Origin of the sequence: Bradyrhizobium sp. USDA 4538, from assembly GCF_024171045.1 — a bacterium.
Classification (GTDB): Bacteria; Pseudomonadota; Alphaproteobacteria; order Rhizobiales; family Xanthobacteraceae; genus Bradyrhizobium; species Bradyrhizobium australafricanum.
Map to the genome: position 1 here is coordinate 4,933,342 of NZ_JALJZE010000001.1, position 19,174 is coordinate 4,952,515.

Sequence of the window (19,174 nt, forward strand, 5' to 3'; positions counted from 1 at the left end):
GGGGAGGGTTGGGGTGGGGGCTCTCTCCACGAGTCACAGTGTGGAGAGAGCCCCCACCCGTATCGCATCTTCGATACGATACGACCTCCCAAGCGGGAGAGGTGCAGCGACGTACAACGAGCACACCGCTCATCCGGCGAAGCATGAACCGAGCGGGACCAATCTGTTCGACGCCCAACAGGCGACTGCCATGTTGCGCCACATGATCGAGGGAATGCCGCCAGCCGGCAATCTTTAGCGTTTGTGCCTGCGGCGTCGCCATGCCCGGCGGCGCGGCCATCCTGCTAAGCCCGCGACGCTTCGGCGTTCGCGGGCTTTCTTGTGTCGCACCGACAGCAGGCCGGCCGCGCGACCGGCCGAACCCGCGCAAACCGGCGTTTCGCGTAGTCGATGAGCGGGGATTCGATCGCGCGCCAGCTGATCTCGGCAAGGACGCAGACGATCGGAAGCGCGATGAGACCCGACCATGCACCAAAATCGAGGGACAGGAAGATGTTCAGCACGATCAGGTGGAAGAGATAGAGCGCATAGCAGCGGCGCCCGGGCCAGATGAACGGCTTGAGCAACACCGTCTTCTGTACGTTGATCCCGGCCCACGCGATGACGCCGCAGGCGAACGCCGATATCCCGAGGAAGGAGAACGGTCCAAACGCCGCCGCATAGGTCAGATCGCAAAGCATCGGCACGCAGGCGAGCGCTGCCCACACTAGAGGGGAGCGGCAGTAGCCGCGCACAAAGCACGCCAGCAGAACGCCGCCGAACAGCTCGTCGAGCCGGCAGGGCAGCAAAAACTCCCAGGAGAGGTCGGGCAGGTGCGCGTGGAACAGCCAGCGACAGGCCGGGGCGATCAGCACGCCGCACCAGAGGACGCGGACCAGCCATTCCCGCGGCAGCGACCAGATCAGGAGCGGCAGGATCAGGTAAAACTGCTCCTCGATCGCGAGTGTCCAGCTGACGAATGTCGGCTCGGTCATGGGATAACCGAACTGCAACCACGGCACGGCCTGCAGGAAGAACAGGTAATAGCCCCAGTGATCGGGCGTCGCGATCAACAGCAGCAGCCAGTACAGCGGCAGGATCCGGAACGCGCGCCGGCCATAGAACGACGAGAAGTAACCGCGCTGTTCGCGGCTATCGAGCAGGATGCCGCCGATCAAAAAGCCGCTGACGACGAAGAACAGGTCGACGCCCAGCATGCCGTACTTGAATTCGAAGTAGTGGCGGGCAATGACCGCCGAGATCGCGAGGCCCCTTAGCGCATCGAGCGATTCGGAGCGTGGCCCGGCAGAATCCTCCTCCGGGCGCGGACCAGCAATTGGACCCATGCTCAACCTGATATCAATTTCAATATGCGGCCACCCGTTGAGGTGGTTTGCAACCCTTACAGTCGTCCGGTTTCGTTGACAACTGAAGCGAGCAACGACCTTTCGTCTAAGGTTACCGGCCGCGGCAGCCTCGGGCTGCTCGATATTGCCCGGTCTTCCGCCTCCAGCTAGCCGCGGCCGGCGATGTGGTCGGCGAGCACGGCGGCATCGTCGCCGACGCCTGACAGGAACGAGGATTTCATCTTCGACAGCCATTGCAGGCCGAGGAAATAGAGGCCCGGCACGTCGGAGACGCCGTGGCGATGTCGCGGCGCCCCGTCGGCATCCAGCACCGGTATGTTGATCCAGTTCAGATCGAGGCCGTAGCCGGTGGCCCAGATCACGCTCCTGATCCGCGCGGCGCGGAGGTCGATCGCATTGAGCGGCGCGGTGAGGCACGGCGGATCGGGCAAACGGAGGCGCGCCAAGGGATCTTCGGGATGATCGAGGCCGCGCGCCGCGACGAAGTCGTCGACGATCCCGAGGAACGTCGCGTAATAGGCGTCGCCATTGGCGATGTTGGCGGCGAGATCGGGCGCGATCTCGAGCACGCCGTCGCGCGCCGCCGTCACGCGGCCGAGCAGGGTCACGCCGCCGGCGGCGAAGCGGCGGAAATCGACGGTGTGGCCGCCATGGGCGCCGGAAATCACCGGCAGCAGCCGCGACGGGCCGCGCTGCTCGACCGGCGTCCGGTCGATGCCCATCTCGGCCAGCCACCAGATCAGGTCGCGGCCGCGATAGCGGCGCGGCAGGCGGTTGTGACGTCCGACCGAGAGGAAGACATCACGGCCGGCGCGCATCAGCTCTTCGGCGATCTGCGCGCCCGAGGCGCCGGCACCGACCACCAGCACTGCGCCGTCAGGCAATTGCGCCGGATTCTTGTAGCCGGCGGCATCGACCTGGAACAGGCCGGGGTGATCGCGCAGGAGGTCCGGCCGCAGCGGCCGTTGATAGGGGCCCGTGGCGATGACAACACTGCGGGCGACGATGCTGCCGCCGGCAAATTCGGCGAGGAAACCGCCGGCGTCGCGGCGCAACTTCGTGACCGCGACGCCGCAGCGGATCGGCGGCGCGATGAACGCGGCGTAGTCCTCGATGAAGGCGATGATGGCAGCGGTGTCCGAGAAGCCGTCGGGATCGCTGTGCGGAAACGCAAATTCCGGTAGCCGCACCGACCAGTTCGGAAACTGGAACATGAGGCCGTCCCAGCGTTCGCTGCGCCAGCGCTCGGCGATGCGACCCCGCTCCAGCACCAGATGGGCGATGCCGCGCTGCTTCAGCCGATGGCTCATGGTGAGCCCGGCCTGGCCGCCGCCGATCACCAGCGTATCGACGGTCTCGTCAGGCACTGCGCGATCCCTTGCGGCGGGCCGCGGGCTCCGCCGCGGCGCGGATGATCCAGCGCCGGAACGCGGCGAAATCGCGCTGTTCGGCGTGGAAGCCGCGATAGACCAGATACCAGCGCATGCCCTTCGGCACGCTGAGCGCAAACGGCGCCACCAGCCGGCCGGCGGCGAGATCGTCGTCGATATAGGGCCGGATGCCCATCGCGATGCCGAGCCCGTCGCTAGCTGCCTGCAGCGCCTGGCCGTAAAACTGGAATTCCGGCCCGCGCGCGGTCAGGCGCGGCACGCCCGCGGCCTTCAGCCAGGACGGCCAGTCGTCGGGCGAATGCGCGACGCGGATCAGGCTCGGGCCCTTGAGGTCGGCGGGGCGCTTCAGGGTGTTGGCGAGCCGCGCCGTGCACACCGGCATCAGGTCGGCGGCAAACAGCGGCTCGGCGACGAGGCCCGGCCACTGGCCGTCGCCGAGCTGGATGCCGCAGCTCCAGTCGTCGGCGAAAGGCACCGCCATGCCGCCGGTCGTGATCCGCACCTCGATGTCGGGCTCCGCTTTGCGGAACTCGGCAAGGTGCGGGATCATCCATTTCAGCGCAAAGGTCGGTCCGACGCCGACGGTCAGCACCCGCGCGCTCGCGGATGCCGTGACCTGCGCGGTGAGGCTCGCCAGCGCGTCGAAGATCGGCGTCAGCCCGCCCTGATAGGCGCGGCCCGCCGGAGTGGTGACGAGGCGGTTGGCCTTGCGCTCGAACAGCGCGACGCCGAGCCGCTCCTCGAGCAGATGCACCATCCGGCTGATCGCGGCGGCCGAGACATTGAGCTCGCTGCCCGCCGCCGCGAAGCTGCCGGTCCGCGCCGCCGCTTCGAACGCCTTGATGCCGTTGAGGAAGAGCAGTCGCCGCATGAACCCTCAGGAAAACTGATGCAAGGTCAAGATAACTCAGTTTGCCGGAAGAGGCCAAGCGGCGCAGAAATACCGGAGACAGTGAATCCCTGCTGACCCCGGCGAGGACCACATGACAGAGACCACAGACGCCCTGGTGCTCGATCTTGTCGAGTGGCTGGCGCGCGAGCCGCGGCCTTATGCCGAGGTGCTCGAGGTCTGGCGCACCTCATGCCCGCGGCTGACGATCTGGGAGGACGCCGTCGATCGCGGCTACGTCGCGCGCCGACCTTCGGTCGAGGGCATGCGGGTAATGGTGACGGAAAGCGGCGAGACATTCTTGCGCGCGCACGGGCGGATGCTTTGAGGCCGTGATTGGTCCGATCCGCCTGTCGAACTGCTTTCTTCACCTCCCCCGCAAGCGGGAGAGGGAGGGCACTGCCGTTGCGGCACTAGCGTCCCGGTTCGGCGAGCCGTGGCCGGATGATCTCGACCATCCGGTCGGCCGACGTCCCCGGCGGAAAGAAGCCAAGATAATTGCCCTCGCGGTCCATCAGATAGATGTAGGCAGTGTGATCGACGGTGTAGTCGCCGGCATCCTTCAGCGGCACCCGCGCGAAGTAGACCTTGTAGGCATCAGCGAGCTTGCGGATCGCATCCAGCTTGCCGGTCAGTCCGATCAGGCGCGGGTGGAACATCGGCACGTAGTCTGCGAGATGCGCCGCGGTGTCACGCTCGGGATCGACCGTGATGAAGATCGGTTGCACCTGATCGCTGTCGCGGCCGAGCTTGTCGAGCGCCAGGGCGATCGCCTGCAGATCGGTAGGGCAGATGTCGGGGCAGGTGGTGAAGCCGAAATAGATCAGCATCAGCTTGCCGCGAAACTCCTTGTCGGTGCGTTCATGGCCGGCCTGATCGGTCAGCGCGAACGGGCCGCCGACCGGCTCCCTGTTCCACATCAGGATGTCCATGATCTCGGCGGCCGAGCGCGCCGATTGCGGCGGCGCATCGGCGGCCAGCACCGGCGCCAGCGTCAGCCACAGGCCGGCGCCGGCGAATGCCAGGCCCGCGCCAGCGAATGCAATGACGCGCTGGATCGGCGCGATCATATGCCGAAGGAGAGGCGGCTGCCCGTCGTCGTGACCAGCACCTTGTCGCCCATCTGCGCGGTCGCCTCCTGCACGAAGTTGAGCCCGGAGCAATGCATCGGGATCAGCACGTCGGGGTCGAGCTTCTTGATCTCGGCGACGACCTCGGTGAGGTAGTCCTTCGGCGCCGGTCCGAGATGGAAGCCGCCGACGATGGCGTGCACCTTCTGGATGCCGGAGACCTCCTGTGCCTGCTTCACCGAATTGACGATGCCGACATGGCCGCAGGACGAGATCACGACGAGGCCGAAGTCCCGCACGTTGAAGCAGGTGGCGTGCTCATGGATGTGCTCGTCGGGCACGATCTTGCCGTCCATCTCGGCCGGCAGATATTGACTGGCATTGCAGCCGAGCCCGTCCTTGATGCCGAACTCGACCCAGGTCTGCGGCAGCACACGCTCGATGCTGCGGCGGGTGATCTTGCCGGTGGTGAAGGCATGGCCCGCGATCACGGTCGGGGTCTCGCACAGCACCGTGGTGACGCGCTGCGCCGCGAGCTGGCGGCGGTCGAGCGTGCCGAAATCGTTGAACTGGCCCTTGGTCGGCGTTGCGCTGACGCGGTGGCAGAAATTGTCCTCGCCGCCGGCATAGAGCTTCACGTCGGCCGGTAGCTTGTCGCGGAACTTGTCGAGGAAGCCGTTGAGGCCGCCGAAATGATCGTAATGCCCGTGGCTCACGATCAGGCCGTCGAGCTTCGCCGGATCGACGCCGACCAGCGCCATGTTGTTGAGCAGCACCTCCGGCGTGTAGCCGTAGTCGAGCATCAGCGTGCGCTGTGCGCCCTTGGCTTCCGACTCCAGCCACAGCGACAGGCCCCATTCATTGTGCAGCGACTTCTGGTAGTCGGCGGAACGCGGCGGCGGCGCGATGGTGACGCCACCCGACTGCTTCGGCTTGAAGAACAAATCGAAGCTGGAATCGACCAGCACGCGGATCGAGAGCTTGTCGACGGTCGGCACCTCGATCGGTGCGGCGCTCGCGATCTCGACGCAGGAGAAGGCGCCCGCGGCTGCTGCGCCGGCGATCGCCGCCGAGCCTTTCAGGAAATCACGTCGTGCCAAATCCCGTGTCATCGCAATCCCCCGTGTTCTGAAAACTTTTCAATACCAAACACGTTGAGCCTAGGAGCAATCGGGACGCGGCTCAATCGGGCACTTGCGCTGGCCGCAGATCACATTCGCGCGCGGTGCAATGCGCGCGCCATTGACTTGGGTGCGGTTATGCGCCCAAGTCAATGCATTCGCATCTTTCTCGCCGATGCGCGGCATCGGCAGTCCCTGGCAATGCAGGATCACGCCCATGATCGACCTTCACTACTGGTCCACGCCGAACGGTCACAAGGTAACGATGTTCCTTGAGGAGACCGGATTGGAGTACAGGATTTTCCCGGTGAACATCGGCAAAGGCGATCAGTTCAAGCCGGAGTTTTTGCAGATCGCGCCGAACAACCGCATCCCCGCAATTCTCGATCACGCGCCGAAGGGCGGCGGCAAGCCGCTACAGCTGTTCGAGTCCGGCGCGATCCTGCTCTATCTCGCCGAGAAGACCGGACAATTCCTGCCGGCCGATATCCATGGCCGCTATGACGCGATCCAGTGGACGTTCTGGCAGATGGGCGGGCTCGGGCCGATGGCCGGGCAGAACCACCATTTCCGCAACTACGCCGTCGAGAAGCTGCCTTACGCGATCGACCGCTACGTCAACGAGACCAACCGGCTCTACGGCGTGCTCAACAAGCGGCTCGCCGACCGCGAATTCGTCGCCGGCGACTACTCGATCGCCGACATGGCGAGCTATCCGTGGGTCGTGCCCTACAAGAACCAGGGCCAGGAGATCGACGATTTCCCGCATCTGAAGCGCTGGTTGGAGACGATCGGCAAGCGCCCGGCGACCGTGCGCGCCTATGCCAAGGCGAAGGAGGTCAATCCGAATTTCGGCCAGCCCGCGATCCGCACCGAGGAAGAGCGCAAGCTCTTGTTCGGGCAGACCGCGGCCGTGGTGCGGTAGGGCGAACTCCTCCGTCATTGCGAGGAGCGAAGCGACGAAGCAATCCATCTTTCCGCGTATGCGGGTCGATGGATTGCTTCGCTTCGCTCGCAATGACGGATGTAGCACTCGCGGGTTTTTAAGCCCCGACATACCTCGCCGGCCGCCGTTCCTTCCACGCCGCGAGCCCCTCGGCGAGATCGCGGCCCGGCACCAGCGCGGCGAACTGCTCGCTCTCGACCAAAAGGCCCTCGGCAATCGGCATGTTGAGCCCGCGCGTCACCGCGGTGATGGTGCCGGCGACGGATCCGGGCGAATGCCTGGTGATCCGGCCGGCGAGTTCGCGCGCGGCCGTCTGCAGCTGATCATGCGGCACGACCTGATTGACCAGCCCGATCTCGCGCGCGTGCTCGGGCGGGAACGGATCGCCCGCCAGCAGCAATTCAAGTCCGCGCTTGCGTCCCGCTAGTCGCGGCAGCCGCTGCGTGCCGCCGAAGGTCGGGGGCATGCCGAGCTTGATCTCGGGCTTTGCAAATAGCGCACGGTCGCTGGCGATCGCGAGGTGCACCGCCTCGGTGATCTCGCAGCCGCCGCCGAAGGCGAGCCCGTTGATTGCGGCGATCACGGGCTTCTTGAATGCCTCGAGCCGCGCGGTCATGGCCTGGCCGCGGCGGACGAAGTCGCGCACCGCGACGGCGGAGCCCTGCTTGACGCTCTCGGAAAACTCCTTGATGTCGGCGCCGGCCGAGAAGGCGCGCTCGCCGGCCCCGGTCAAAATCACGGCGCGCACCTCAGCGTCGCCCTCGATGCGGTCGAGCGCGGCCATCAGCTGATCGATCAGTGCATAATTCAGCGCGTTGAGTTGCTCCGGACGATTCAGGGTGATCAGGGCGATCCCGTCGGTGATATCGAGCAGGATGGGTTCGGGCATGATGCAGTCTCCAGCAATTGTGTGTCGAGCCGAATGTAGGGCCAGACGCAATTTGTGTATATTCACTGGTTAGTATACATACGCAGAATGCCCAGACCTTCCGAGCCCACCCGCGAGCGCATCGTCCAGGCGGCAAGCGCGCTGTTCTACAATGAAGGGATCCGCCGCGTCAGCGTCGACGAGGTCGCGGCCAAGGCCGGCCTGACCAAGCGCACGCTGTACTATCACTTCAAGAGCAAGGACGATCTGGTCGCCGCCTATCTCGCCGCGCGCGACCAGCCCAATCTCGCGCTGTTCCGAAAGTGGTTCGCGGAGGCCGAGGGCGGCCTGGCGGTGAAGGTCGAGGCGATCTTCAAGAACCTCGCGCGCTCGGCGCGGCATCCGAAGTGGAAGGGCTGCGGCTTCCTGCGCACCTCCGCGGAGCTCGCCAACATGCCCGGGCATCCCGCGATCCGGATCGGTGCCGCGCACAAGAAGAAGTTCGAGGATTGGCTGCGCGCGACCTTCGCGGAGCAGGGCATCGCCGATCCGCTCAAACTGGCGCGGCAGATCCTCTTGCTGCTGGACGGATCGTTCGCCGTGGTGCTGCTGCATCGCGACCCGAGCTACATGGAGACCGCCGGCGAGGCCGCGCGCACACTGATCGAGACGGCGCTGGGGAAGCAGGGCGTAAGCGGGGTTAGGACATGACGAGAGTAGGTTGAATGGTAGTCGCGAAGGCGGTGCGCTCCCTGCCCCGCAAGCGGGAGAGGTGCAGCAGCCTGCGGCGAGACCGTCTCGCAATGACGGCTAAAGCGCGCCGCGCTCCTGCAGCAGCGCCAGCACGGCGTTGAGGTCCGGCAACACGGCTGCGCATTTCGCGCGGGTCTCGTCGGTCGGCGGCGCCATGTCCGGCACCATCAGCGTGATCGCGCCGGCGGCGTGGGCGGCCGCCACGCCGTGGTTGGAGTCTTCCACCGCAATGCAGGCTGCCGGCGTCACGCCGAGCCGCGCGGCGGCCTTGAGATAGAGCTCGGGATCCGGCTTGCCCTGCGCGACATCGTCAAGCGTCAGCAGCGTGTCGAAGCGCGCGCGGATGCCGGCGAGGGTGAGGTTGCGTTCGGCCGAACGGCGCGATGACGAGGTGACGATCGCCATCGGGCGCTCCGCAAGCGCGAGCGCATCGAGCAGAGCGAGCGTGCCTGATTTGAGCGGCAGGCCCGACCGCATCATCCGATCGCGATGTTCGAGGAAGGCCAGGTTGACCGCCTCCAGCGGAAACGTCGCGCCGTAATGATCGCGCAGCATCGCCTCGCAGACCGGGCCGGGAAGGCCGACCATGGAATGGCACAGCGCGACGACGTCGTCGGTGTAGCCGCACACGTTCAGCGCCGCGACCAGGCTGTCGAAGTAGACCTTCTCGGTGTCGAGCAGCGTGCCGTCCATGTCGAGCAGGACGGCGTCGACGGTCCAGCGTGCCTTCACGTGGCGCTCACCGCTGCTTGCTGTTCCGCGAGCTTCCGCAAGCATGCGGGGCACAGGCAGTCGCCGCCGTCGGTCGGCATCGGCAGGCGGAAGCTCTCGTCGGAACACCAGCACGACCCCGTGAGCGAGCAGGAAAATTCGCTGCCGCATGCCGTGCAGGCAAGCCGGCGCGGAGATGCTGGTTGGGAACGATCGTTTGACGAGAGGTCCATTCTAACCGCGATTTAATGCGCGAATTAATCTCGGGTTCATCCCGGACCGCGCTATGATGCCAGGCAACTGATATAGCCGGGATAGGCCGCCAAGGAAATCGTCAAGGGAATTCTGATGGCCCGTGATTCGCAAGCCGCGCTGGTTGCCCTCAACCGGTTTGGATTCGGCGCCCGCGGCGGGGCGTCCGGCGACTTCATCAACGCGGCCTCCGATCCGCGCGGTTTCGTGCTGGCGGAACTGGCGCGTCCGAACGGCGCGCTGCTCGAAGTGCCGGGCCTGCTCTCGACACCCGAACTCGGCAAGCAGGTGTTCGATTATCAGTTCGAGATCCAGCAGGCGCGCAATGCTGCGAAGGCCGCGCAGCAGGGCGCGAGCGAGACATCGCCGCAGGGGCCGGACACGAAGTCGCCGCAGCGGCGCAATCTGTCGCTGTCCACTGCCGCCAAGGAGATCGCCGGAAAAGATCCGACAATGCAGGCGCAGGGCGCCGATGGCGCCAACGCGGCGATGACGCCGTCGGCTCCGATGCAGCCTCCGACGATGCAGACGGTGCCCGGTCCCCCCAAGCCGCCGGCGGAACCGCTCAACATCATCCAGAAGACGTTCCGCGCCGAGGCGCTGGCGCGCCTGCAGCGCGGCGTGGTCGCCGATTGCGGCTTCGTCGAGCGGCTCGTGGTGTTCTGGTCCAACCACTTCTGCATCTCCGCCAACAAGGGCGCGCTGGCGCGGATGTGGGCCGGCTCGTTCGAGCGCGAGGCGATCCGTCCGCATGTGCTCGGCCGTTTCCCGGACATGCTGAAGGCCGTCGAGCAGCATCCGGCGATGCTGTTCTTTCTCGACAATCAGCAATCGCTCGGCCCGGAGTCGCGCGCTGGCATCAACCGCAATCGCGGCCTGAACGAGAACCTCGCGCGCGAGATCATGGAGCTGCATACGCTCGGCGTCGGCGGCGGCTACACCCAGGACGACGTGACGTCGCTGGCGCGCGTCATCACCGGCTGGACCTTTGCCGGCCGCCGTGGCCAGCTCGGCACCCCCGGCAGCTTCGTGTTCAATGCCAATGCGCACCAGCCCGGACCGCAGCGGGTGCTCGGCAAGACCTACGCGCAGGCCGGCGTCGCGCAGGGCGAGGCGGTGCTGTCGGACATCGCGCGGCATCCCTCGACCGCAAAATTCATTGCGACCAAACTCGCGCGCCACTTCGTCGCCGACGATCCGCCGCCGGCGCTGGTGGCGAGGCTGCAGGATATGTTCACGAAAACGGACGGCGATCTCCGGGCGCTGGCCACCGCGCTCGTTCAGTCCAGCGAGGCCTGGCAGGCGCCACTGACAAAGATGCGTTCGCCTTACGAGTTCCTGGTCGCTTCCGGCCGCCTGCTGGCGCGCAATCCCGAGGATCCGGGCCGCTATCTCAACGGCCTCAACGTACTCGGCCAGCCCTTGTGGTCGCCGGCCGGGCCGAACGGTTTTCCGGACACCGCCGCGGCCTGGGCGGCACCTGAAGGCGTCAAGCTCAGGCTCGACATCTCGGCGCAAGTCGCCTCCCAGCTCGCCGACCGGTTCGACCCGCGCGACCTGCTCGAGCTCATTGCCGCCGATGCCGCCTCGCTCGAGACGCGGCGCACCATCGAGCGCGCGGAATCGCGGCAGCAGGCGCTGGCGCTGCTGTTGATGTCGCCCGAGTTCCAGAGGAGATGACGATGGGATGCTCCGAGAGCCTGATGCTGCAGGCGACGTCGCGGCGCGCGCTGCTGCTCGGCGGCGCCTCGTTTGCGGCCTGGGCCTATTTGCCGAAATTCGCGCGCGCCGCCGATGGCCGCGACCCGCGCTTCGTCACCATCATCCTGCGCGGCGCGCTCGACGGCCTTGCCACGGTCGCCCCGGTCGGCGACCCCGACTATGCCGGCCTGCACGGCGCGATCGCGCTGCGCCCCGATGGCCCGAACGCGGCGGTGATGCTGGATCAGTTCTTCGGCCTGCATCCGGCGATGCCGGAATTTTCGCGGATGTATCGCGCCAAGCAGGCCGCGGTGGTTCATGCGGTGGCGACCTCGTATCGCGATCGCTCGCATTTCGATGGCCAGGATGTGCTGGAGAGCGGCTTCCCCGGTCCGGGCCGCGTGCAGTCCGGCTGGCTCAACCGCGCGCTCGAAGCCTTGCCGAAAGGCGAGCGGGTGACGAGCGCGCTCGCGGTCGGCCCGACCACGCCGCTGGTGCTGCGCGGCGCGGCGCCAACCGTGGGGTGGGCCCCGACCGCGCTGCCGCAAGCCGCCGACGACACCGCGATGCGCCTGCTCGATCTCTATCAGCACCGCGATCCGGCGCTGGCGAGCGCGCTGACGCAAGGCGTGCAGCTCGAGAAGCAGGCGCAGGGCGATGAGATGAAGCCGAAGCCCGGGGCGGGCGGCGTGGCGGCGATGCGCCTCGTGGCGCGCGGCGCCGCGAAACTGATGGCGGCCGATGACGGCCCGCGGATCGGCGCGCTCGCCTTCGACGGCTGGGACACCCACGCCAATGAAGGCGGGCCGGTCGGCCGCCTCGCGCAGCTGCTCGGCGGCCTCGACGGCGCGCTGGCGGAATTCCAGAGCGGCCTCGGCGCGCGCTGGCGCGACACCGTGATCGTGGTCGCGACCGAGTTCGGCCGCACCGCGCGCATCAACGGCACCGAGGGCACCGACCACGGCACCGGCACCATCGCGCTGCTCGCCGGCGGCGCGGTGAATGGCGGCCGCATGATCACCGACTGGCCCGGCCTCAAGCCCGCCAATCTCTACCAGGCCCGCGACCTCGCCCCGACCACCGACCTGCGCGCTGTGATCAAGGGCGTGCTGCACGACCTGTTCGGCCTCGGCGAGCGCGTGCTGGCCGATGCCGTGTTTCCGGACAGCGCCCCGGTAAAGCCGATGAAGGGGCTGGTGGCTTGACTTCCTCAACCTCTCCCCGCTCTTTGCGGGGAGAGGTCGGAAGCGACGCATCGCGTTGCTTCCGGGTGAGGGGCAGGGCAATGCGTGGCCGCAAGGAAACACCTATCCGACTCGCGAGAGGGCTGCGCGCCAATCAAACGGACGCGGAGACCGTGCTTTGGAATCGCATCCGCAATCGCCAGATTGATGGCCATAAGTTCGCACGGCAGGTGCCGGTCGGGAGTTACATTTGCGACTTCGTCTGCCGCGAGCGACGGCTCGTGATCGAAGTGGATGGCGGTCAGCACGCGGACTCAGCTGCAGACGTGGTCCGGGACCGGTATCTCACCGGGGAGGGCTATCGCGTGCTTCGCTTCTGGAACAACGATGTGCTCGGCAACGTCGAGGGTGTGTTGATTACAATTCAGACTGAGTTGCGCGGATAGATGCCCCTCACCCCAACCCTCTCCCCGTGAAGGACGGGGAGAGGGAGCGGAGAGAGTGCCGTTCGCTTCACGCCTTCGTTATCCCATCGATCTCCGCCATCTCCTCCGCGGAGAGCTTCCAGCTGATCGCCTTGACGTTCTGCTCGATCTGCTCGGGACGCGTCGCCCCGGCGATGACGCTTGCGACTTGCGGGCGGGCGGCGAGCCAGGAGAAGGCGAGCTCGAGCATGGAGTGGCCGCACTCCCTGGCAAACGCCTGGAGCTTCTCGACGATGTCCTCGTTGCGCGGCGTGACGTAGCGATCCTTCAACGCCGGCGCCTTGGCGAAGCGGGTATCGGCGGGTGCAGCGGCGCCGCGCTGGTACTTGCCGGTCAAGAGGCCGCTGGCGAGCGGGAAGAACGGCAGCAGGCCGAGATTGTATTGCTGCGTCGCCGGCAGCAGGTCCTTCTCGATGTCGCGCACCAGGAGGCTGTATTCGTCCTGGCAGGACACGAAGCGGTTCACGTTCATCTGGCGCGCGACGTACTCGGCTTCGGCGATCCGCCAGGCCGGGAAGTTGGAGTTGCCGATGTAGCGCACCTTGCCCTGGCGGACGAGATCGTCGAGCGCGCGCAGCGTCTCGTCGATCGGGGTGAGCGGATCGTAGTCGTGCTGCTGGTAGAGATCGATATAGTCGGTCTTCAGGCGAGTGAGGCTCGCTTCGACTGCGGACATGATGTAGCGCCGCGAGGCGCCCTGCTTGGTGCCGTCGGTCGCCATCGGCTTGGAGAATTTGGTGGCGAGCACGATGTCCTTGCGGCGGTCGCCCAGCACGGTGCCGAGCACGGTCTCCGAGCCGCCCATGCCGGCATAGATGTCGGCGGTGTCGAACAGCGTGATGCCGAGATCGATCGCCTTGTGGATCACCTTGCGCGAGGTCTCGAGGTCGGTGCGCTGGCCGAAATTGTTGCAGCCGAGGCCGACCGCGGACACGCGCAGCCCGGAGCCGCCGAGATTACGAATTTCCATGAGACAATCCTGTGGGATAGGCGAGGGGTGCCGCGTATTGTGACAAGCACACTAGGGCCCGGCAAGGTGCCGTCCTACCGCCGATCACGCATGACGATGTCGCAAAATGAGATGCCGCAAAAAAAGCGGTCCCGGTCAGACGCGGCGACTGACGGGGACCGCTTGGCGAAGATCTGAGACGGGGGGCCTGATCTGCGCGAGCGGAAGCCTAGCCGGGCTTTGTAACGTGCCGGTGACACCTCTGTTCAATCCACAGGCCGCGAAGATCCGCTCAGACAATCTTGCGATAGATGACGAAGCCCGGCTTGTCTGCGACCTTGTCATAAAGCTGCATCGCGGTGTGGTTGGTCTCATGCGTCTGCCAGTAGACGCGTGGCGATCCCGCGAGCTTGGCCTGCGCGTAAACCCCGTTGATCAACGCGCGGCCAACGCCCTTGCCGCGTGCGGCTTCGCTGGTGAACAGATCCTGCAAATAGCAGGTTGGCGCGATCGCCGTGGTCGAGCGGTGAAACAGATAATGCGTCAGCCCGAGCAATCTGCCGCCGGCGTCGGCGACCAGCGCGTGCACCGGCTCATAGGCATCGAAGAAGCGTTCCCACGTCATCGCGGTGATCTCGGGCGCGAGCGCGGTCGGCCCGGATCGCTCATAGAAGGCATTGTAGCCGTCCCACAGAGGAAGCCACTGGGCGTAGTCGTCGCGGGTGACGAAGCGGATGGTGACGTCGTCGGCCATGGAGGATTCCTGGATGATCCTGCGTTGCGGGCGATGTCTCCGCACCGCTCGCAAGGTTCTACCGTCGCTATCTCGCAGGATCAATTGCGGACGAGGTCGCGCCTCACTCGGCGGCGCGCAGCAGCCGCGCCAGACGGCGCTCGCGCCCGGCGCGCTGGGCCCGATATTCATCGGCCTTCGCGGGATCGTCGGTGTGCCGCACGAGGTCGGTGACCGGCGTGTAGCTCAGCATGCGGCCGCCGTCCGGCAGTGCGGTGCAGCTGAAGCGCAGCACCTGGCCGTCGGCGAGGTTGAGATTGATCGGCGTGGAGTCGCCGGCGCGCATCATCGCGATGCGCTCGGCGATGAATGCGCTCAGCTCGTCTTCCGGCAGTTCATAGGCGCCGGTGTCGCGGCCGTGATACATCAGCGCGACGAAGGGCGGCTTGCTCTCGGCCTGCGCATCCGACAGCGCGAAATAGTCGCGGAAGGCGCGGTTGATGAATTCGGCGCGGGTGTCGGCGTCGAGCAGCACGATGCCGATGTCGACCTGGTCGAGCGCGGCTGCGAGCCGCTCCGCGGTGGCGTGATGCTGCTGGTCCGCGGCAAAGGCGTCGATCCATTTCTGCCGTAGCATTCCGGTGATCACGGCGGTGCCGGCCGCGGTCGCCGCCAGCATCAGCATCCGCGCGACGTCGGCGGTGTCGTAACCGGGCAGCGCGCGATGATTGAGGAAGAACAGCGCCGAGGCGGCCACCGCGATCGCGGCGGAGATCAGCCCGGAGGTGATGCCGCTGATCGAGCTCGCAAGCGCCACGATGCAGACGAACAGCGGCGCGGGATTGGGGACGGCGACAACGAGGCGATCGAGCAGGAAGGCGGCGGATGCCGTGATCGCCGTCAGGGCCGGACCTGAAATTGCACGCCAGTCGAACCGCATGCGCGTTCTCGCTATCTATCAAACGAACGATAAAGCCGCAGTTTGACGACAGGGCCGCAACCGCGCCGGCATTTCCGTCCCGACCGTTAAGCGGGCGTTGCGGGGGCCGAACCAGCTTTCGCTGCTTTCAAATCAAATGATATGCAGATCGGCACGGAACCCGGTTCCGTGCCTGCGGGTTACCGCGTGCTTTGCTTGCAAGAGGACATTCGATGCCCGCCATTTCGCCGTCGCTGCTGCCGATCCTGATGCTGTTCGCCTCGAACGTCTTCATGACCTTCGCCTGGTACGGCCATCTCAAGTTCAAGGATCACTCGCTCCCCATCGTCATCATGGTGAGCTGGGGCATCGCCTTCTTCGAGTACTGGCTGGCAGTGCCGGCCAATCGCTGGGGCAGCGCGGTCTACTCGGCGGCGCAGCTCAAGACCATGCAGGAGGTGATCACGCTGGTCGTGTTCGCCGCCTTCTCGGTGTTGTACCTGAAGGAGCCGCTGGGCTGGAATCACGCGCTCGGATTTGCCTTCATCGCCGCCGGCGCGTTTCTGATCTTCCACAAATGGGGCTAGAGCATCTTCGGTTCTGATTGAATCAGAACCGAAGCTCTAGATGCTTGTTTTGACGCGTTTTCTTCACGCGAACCGGTTTCCACTTCGCTCGAAAACGCTCTAATGCGCTCTGCACCTGAGCTAGTGGTGCGGGGCCGGCTTGGCGGTCGGCGTCGTGACATGCGCGGGGCGTGCGCGGTCTTCGCCTTGCGTGCCGGTCACGATCAGGAGCGATGCCGCCAGCAGGATCGCCGCCGACAGCGTCACGGTCACCAGTCCGACGGGGGTCTTCATCATGTCGCGCCGCTGTCTCTCCCGCGCCTTGCCGCGGATCAGGTGCCAACCGGAAATTGCTTGATTACGCCGGGATCGCCGTTGCCATGGTGATGTTGCTCGACAGCACCGTCACGGCGACGACCAGGCACAACGTCAGCGCGCCGAGCGCGAGCGACGCGGCGATCGCGTTCGTCAGCCGGGATGATGCCACCGGGGCAGGGCGGCCATCGAAGCCTGCCGTGCCGGACCACCGCTTCATGGTCTAAATCCCTCAGGCCGCGAGCGAATCACTCGCGACATCCGCGCGAATCTGCCGGTTGTCACCGGCAACATTGCGGCGGTGGCGCCGTCCAAAAATGGCTAAAATACGGCGGTGGCGCGAGTTTTGCCCGTTATTTGGGCAGTTTCCCCGTTATTCCCTGGATTCACACCCAGCCGTTCAGACGCCGGCCGCGAGGCGAGGCTCAGGCTCGGCCTCGGTACCAGGCTGCCAGTCCATCGAGACAAACCCGGGGGTCTGCTCGACCCGCTTGAGCCAGGCGCGGATCGACGGAAAGGTCGCCAGGTCGAAGTCGCAGCGGTCGGCGACGTGGGTGTAGCCGTAGAGGGCGATGTCGGCGACGGTGAGCTGTCCGGCGGCGAAATAGGTGTGCTCCTTGAGGTGATTTTCCATCACCTGCAGCGCCGCATAGCCGCGCTCCATCCAGTCCTCCAGCGCGTGCGTCTGCAGGTCGCGTCCGCCCTTGACCAGCGACAGCCAGAAATAGGCGGCGCCGATGTTCGGCTCCAGCGCGTGCTGCTCGAAGAACATCCACTGCAGCGCCTCGGCGCGCTCGATCCGCGACTCCGGCGCCAGCGGCGTGCCGATCGCGACGTACCAGAGGATGGCATTGGACTCGGCGAGATGGCGGCCCTCGGCGACCTCGAGCAGCGGCACCTGGCCGCTCGGATTCTTGGCCAGGAATTCCGGGGTGCGGCTCTCGCCGCGCAGGATGTCGATCTCGATCGCCTCGTACGGCGTGTTCAGCACGGCAAGCGCCAGCCGGACCTTGTAGCTGTTGCCGGAGCGCTGCATCGAATAGAGCTTGTACATTGCGTCGTGGTTCACTCGGTCAGGGAGACGGTACGCTTAAAAATTGCGCGGCCTGTCACACCGCAACGCCGCTAAACAATGATGCTGACGGGGGTGCGTCGCAAGCCCTGCAGTGTGGAAAAAGTCGAAACGTCTACTGCACTGCACACGTGCAGAACGATTCCATCCACACGGCAGAACAACTCGGATCACGCCTGCGCGACGCTCTGCACGGTGCCGGTCGATCGCCAAGGTCGCGACCATGGCCGGTGCGCTGCAATTCACAAACCTTAACGCGCGTCCTTGGCGGCACGACGCGCGCCGGTCTGCGTTGACGACCCGCCGTTAGCGCTGTCAGGCAGGTTGCCGCGCGGCATTGTCCTCGGAGCAATCCGCGCTGGCGCATGCCGCCGAAGGGCCCCCCGGCAAGACCGGAGCGGGCTTGCCGGATATGAGTCATCCGGCGCCGGAACTTGCGGAAAATTGCGCGCGCCGCGAGCCATGCGCGAAAGTTTTCGTGCTTTACCGCCAAGCTTCTTGCGGTGCAGCGGCGACAGGCCTAGGGTGCCGCGATCCCATTCAAATCAAGTCGTGGCCCTACGGCTCACGACGTTTGCCAGGAGATAATAATGGCCTTCCTGTCCGCTGCGCTCGACCGTGTGAAGCCGTCCGCGACGATCGCGGTCACGGACAAAGCACGCGCGCTGAAAGCCGCGGGCCGCAACGTCATCGGCCTCGGCGCCGGCGAGCCTGACTTCGATACGCCCGCCAACATCAAGCTCGCAGCGATCCACGCGATCGAGGCCGGCAAGACCAAGTACACCGATGTCGGCGGCATTCCGGAGCTCAAGGAAGCCATCATCAACAAGTTCGCGCGCGAGAACGGCCTGACCTACAAGCCGAACCAGGTCATCGTCGGCACCGGCGGCAAGCAGGTGCTCTACAACGCGCTGATGGCGACCATCAATCCGGGCGATGAGGTGATCATCCCGGCGCCGTACTGGGTCAGCTATCCCGAGATGGTGGCGCTCGCCGGCGGCGAGTCGGTGCCGGTGGTGTGCCCGGCCTCGACCGGCTTCAAGCTGCGTCCGGAAGATCTCGAGAAGGCGATCACGCCGAAGACCAAGTGGGTGATCCTTTGCTCGCCGTCGAACCCGACCGGCTCGGCCTATACGAAGAGCGAGCTCAAGGCGATCACCGATGTGCTGGTCAAGCATCCGCATGTCTGGGTGATGACCGACGACATGTACGAGCACCTCGTCTATGACGACTTCGTCTTCACCACGGCGGCGCAGGTCGAGCCGAGCCTGTACGACCGCACGCTGACCGTGAACGGCGTGTCGAAGGCCTACTGCATGACCGGCTGGCGCATCGGCTATGCCGGCGGCCCGGCGCAGCTGATCAAGGCGATGGCGACGATCCAGTCGCAGTCGACCTCGAACCCGTCGTCGATCGCGCAATGGGCGTCGGTCGAGGCGCTCAACGGTCCGCAGGACTTCATCGCCGCGAACAACAAGGTGTTCAAGGAACGTCGCGACCTCGTGGTGTCGATGCTCAACCAGGCGAGCGGCATCGAGTGCCCGCGGCCGGAAGGTGCGTTCTACGTCTATCCGTCCTGCGCCGGCACGATCGGCAAGAAGGCGCCGTCGGGCAAGCTGATCGACAACGACGAGGCGTTCGTCACCGAATTGCTCGAGAGCGAAGGCGTCGCCGTGGTGCAGGGATCGGCATTCGGGCTCGGCCCCGCGTTCCGCATCTCCTACGCCACCAAGACTTCCGATCTCGAGGATGCCTGCAAGCGCATCCAGCGCTTCTGCGGTAATCTGCGGTAGTTCGATCCGAAATCAAGAAACGCTCCCGCACCTGGTGCGGGAGCGTTTTTGTTTGTGTGCTGAAATCGCGCCGGTAGATTCGACGAGTCAAATCACATCCTGCTCACCTC

Annotated in this window: 22 protein-coding genes; 8 read left to right on the forward strand and 14 right to left on the reverse strand. The window is 65.8% G+C overall.

Features of this window, described 5'->3' with window-relative positions:
- Positions 1–284: 284 nt before the first annotated feature.
- The 3 genes from J2R78_RS22285 to J2R78_RS22295 are packed head-to-tail and all read right to left on the reverse strand — an operon-like array spanning position 285 to position 3,608.
- Positions 285–1,580, reverse strand: a complete 1,296-nt coding sequence (locus J2R78_RS22285; RefSeq protein ID WP_253606861.1) for an acyltransferase — start codon at positions 1,578–1,580, stop codon at positions 285–287.
- Complete coding sequence (locus J2R78_RS22290) at positions 1,493–2,713, reverse strand: NAD(P)-binding domain-containing protein (protein ID WP_253606862.1); 1,221 nt, start codon at positions 2,711–2,713, stop codon at positions 1,493–1,495. The genes J2R78_RS22285 and J2R78_RS22290 overlap by 88 nt, the downstream gene beginning before the upstream one ends.
- Entirely contained in the window at positions 2,706–3,608 is a 903-nt protein-coding gene (locus J2R78_RS22295; RefSeq protein WP_069276582.1) for a LysR substrate-binding domain-containing protein, read from the reverse strand. The genes J2R78_RS22290 and J2R78_RS22295 overlap by 8 nt, the downstream gene beginning before the upstream one ends.
- Before the next feature lie 112 nt (positions 3,609–3,720).
- Between J2R78_RS22295 and J2R78_RS22300 the strand changes: the two genes are divergently transcribed.
- The gene (locus J2R78_RS22300; protein WP_253606863.1) at positions 3,721–3,954 is read left to right on the forward strand and encodes a hypothetical protein; all 234 of its coding nucleotides are present in this window, start codon (positions 3,721–3,723) and stop codon (positions 3,952–3,954) included.
- Between the two features lie 85 nt (positions 3,955–4,039).
- Here the strand turns inward: J2R78_RS22300 and J2R78_RS22305 are convergent, their stop codons facing one another.
- The 3 genes from J2R78_RS22305 to J2R78_RS22315 are packed head-to-tail and all read right to left on the reverse strand — an operon-like array spanning position 4,040 to position 6,036.
- Positions 4,040–4,696 (reverse strand): SCO family protein, encoded by a 657-nt coding sequence (locus tag J2R78_RS22305; protein WP_253606864.1) that lies wholly within the window; start codon positions 4,694–4,696, stop codon positions 4,040–4,042.
- On the reverse strand, positions 4,693–5,808 hold the full coding sequence (locus J2R78_RS22310) for an MBL fold metallo-hydrolase (protein WP_253606865.1): 1,116 nt from the start codon (positions 5,806–5,808) through the stop codon (positions 4,693–4,695). The genes J2R78_RS22305 and J2R78_RS22310 overlap by 4 nt, the downstream gene beginning before the upstream one ends.
- Positions 5,809–5,856: 48 nt before the next feature.
- Complete coding sequence (locus tag J2R78_RS22315) at positions 5,857–6,036, reverse strand: hypothetical protein (protein ID WP_253606866.1); 180 nt, start codon at positions 6,034–6,036, stop codon at positions 5,857–5,859.
- On the opposite strand from J2R78_RS22315, the gene J2R78_RS22320 reads away from it, so the two are divergent.
- Positions 6,035–6,742 carry a glutathione binding-like protein gene (locus tag J2R78_RS22320; RefSeq protein ID WP_253606867.1) on the forward strand — a complete coding sequence of 236 codons (708 nt, stop codon included), beginning with the start codon at positions 6,035–6,037 and terminating at the stop codon, positions 6,740–6,742. The genes J2R78_RS22315 and J2R78_RS22320 overlap by 2 nt on opposite strands.
- A 118-nt stretch (positions 6,743–6,860) precedes the next feature.
- On the opposite strand, the gene J2R78_RS22325 is transcribed toward J2R78_RS22320, so the two are convergent.
- On the reverse strand, positions 6,861–7,652 hold the full coding sequence (locus J2R78_RS22325) for a crotonase/enoyl-CoA hydratase family protein (protein WP_253606868.1): 792 nt from the start codon (positions 7,650–7,652) through the stop codon (positions 6,861–6,863).
- 87 nt (positions 7,653–7,739) lie between these two features.
- Here J2R78_RS22325 and J2R78_RS22330 point away from each other — a divergent pair, with 87 nt between their 5' ends.
- A complete protein-coding gene (locus J2R78_RS22330; RefSeq protein WP_253606869.1) occupies positions 7,740–8,342 on the forward strand; it encodes a TetR/AcrR family transcriptional regulator in 603 nt (200 codons plus the stop codon).
- A 99-nt stretch (positions 8,343–8,441) separates the two neighbouring features.
- On the opposite strand, the gene J2R78_RS22335 is transcribed toward J2R78_RS22330, so the two are convergent.
- Positions 8,442–9,116 (reverse strand): HAD family phosphatase, encoded by a 675-nt coding sequence (locus J2R78_RS22335; RefSeq protein ID WP_253606870.1) that lies wholly within the window; start codon positions 9,114–9,116, stop codon positions 8,442–8,444.
- A 327-nt stretch (positions 9,117–9,443) separates the two neighbouring features.
- Between J2R78_RS22335 and J2R78_RS22345 the strand changes: the two genes are divergently transcribed.
- The 3 genes from J2R78_RS22345 (at position 9,444) to J2R78_RS22355 (ending at position 12,678) form a co-directional block, all read left to right on the forward strand.
- Positions 9,444–11,027 (forward strand): DUF1800 family protein, encoded by a 1,584-nt coding sequence (locus J2R78_RS22345; RefSeq protein WP_253606872.1) that lies wholly within the window; start codon positions 9,444–9,446, stop codon positions 11,025–11,027.
- Entirely contained in the window at positions 11,024–12,253 is a 1,230-nt protein-coding gene (locus J2R78_RS22350; RefSeq protein WP_253606873.1) for a DUF1501 domain-containing protein, read from the forward strand. Before J2R78_RS22345 ends, J2R78_RS22350 begins: the two co-directional genes overlap by 4 nt.
- A gap of 80 nt (positions 12,254–12,333) precedes the next feature.
- Positions 12,334–12,678 carry an endonuclease domain-containing protein gene (locus J2R78_RS22355; RefSeq protein WP_253606874.1) on the forward strand — a complete coding sequence of 115 codons (345 nt, stop codon included), beginning with the start codon at positions 12,334–12,336 and terminating at the stop codon, positions 12,676–12,678.
- 67 nt (positions 12,679–12,745) lie between these two features.
- Here the strand turns inward: J2R78_RS22355 and J2R78_RS22360 are convergent, their stop codons facing one another.
- The 3 genes from J2R78_RS22360 to J2R78_RS22370 all read right to left on the reverse strand — a co-directional run bounded on the left by J2R78_RS22360 (position 12,746) and on the right by J2R78_RS22370 (position 15,339).
- A complete protein-coding gene (locus tag J2R78_RS22360; protein WP_253606875.1) occupies positions 12,746–13,687 on the reverse strand; it encodes an aldo/keto reductase in 942 nt (313 codons plus the stop codon).
- A 271-nt stretch (positions 13,688–13,958) separates the two neighbouring features.
- Positions 13,959–14,420 (reverse strand): GNAT family N-acetyltransferase, encoded by a 462-nt coding sequence (locus J2R78_RS22365; RefSeq protein ID WP_076829882.1) that lies wholly within the window; start codon positions 14,418–14,420, stop codon positions 13,959–13,961.
- 103 nt (positions 14,421–14,523) lie between these two features.
- Positions 14,524–15,339: a PAS-domain containing protein gene (locus J2R78_RS22370; protein WP_076829885.1), complete on the reverse strand. Its 816-nt coding sequence runs from the start codon at positions 15,337–15,339 to the stop codon at positions 14,524–14,526.
- A gap of 212 nt (positions 15,340–15,551) precedes the next feature.
- Here J2R78_RS22370 and J2R78_RS22375 point away from each other — a divergent pair, with 212 nt between their 5' ends.
- Positions 15,552–15,905 carry a DMT family protein gene (locus J2R78_RS22375; RefSeq protein ID WP_076829887.1) on the forward strand — a complete coding sequence of 118 codons (354 nt, stop codon included), beginning with the start codon at positions 15,552–15,554 and terminating at the stop codon, positions 15,903–15,905.
- Positions 15,906–16,025: 120 nt separating this feature from the next.
- Here the strand turns inward: J2R78_RS22375 and J2R78_RS22380 are convergent, their stop codons facing one another.
- The 3 genes from J2R78_RS22380 to J2R78_RS22390 all read right to left on the reverse strand — a co-directional run bounded on the left by J2R78_RS22380 (position 16,026) and on the right by J2R78_RS22390 (position 17,253).
- The gene (locus J2R78_RS22380; RefSeq protein WP_168859260.1) at positions 16,026–16,181 is read right to left on the reverse strand and encodes a hypothetical protein; all 156 of its coding nucleotides are present in this window, start codon (positions 16,179–16,181) and stop codon (positions 16,026–16,028) included.
- 61 nt (positions 16,182–16,242) lie between these two features.
- Positions 16,243–16,419: a hypothetical protein gene (locus J2R78_RS22385; RefSeq protein WP_168859259.1), complete on the reverse strand. Its 177-nt coding sequence runs from the start codon at positions 16,417–16,419 to the stop codon at positions 16,243–16,245.
- 180 nt (positions 16,420–16,599) lie between these two features.
- Positions 16,600–17,253: a glutathione S-transferase family protein gene (locus tag J2R78_RS22390; protein ID WP_028336064.1), complete on the reverse strand. Its 654-nt coding sequence runs from the start codon at positions 17,251–17,253 to the stop codon at positions 16,600–16,602.
- Positions 17,254–17,861: 608 nt separating this feature from the next.
- Here J2R78_RS22390 and J2R78_RS22395 point away from each other — a divergent pair.
- On the forward strand, positions 17,862–19,064 hold the full coding sequence (locus J2R78_RS22395) for a pyridoxal phosphate-dependent aminotransferase (protein WP_028340563.1): 1,203 nt from the start codon (positions 17,862–17,864) through the stop codon (positions 19,062–19,064).
- Positions 19,065–19,174 lie beyond the last annotated feature (110 nt).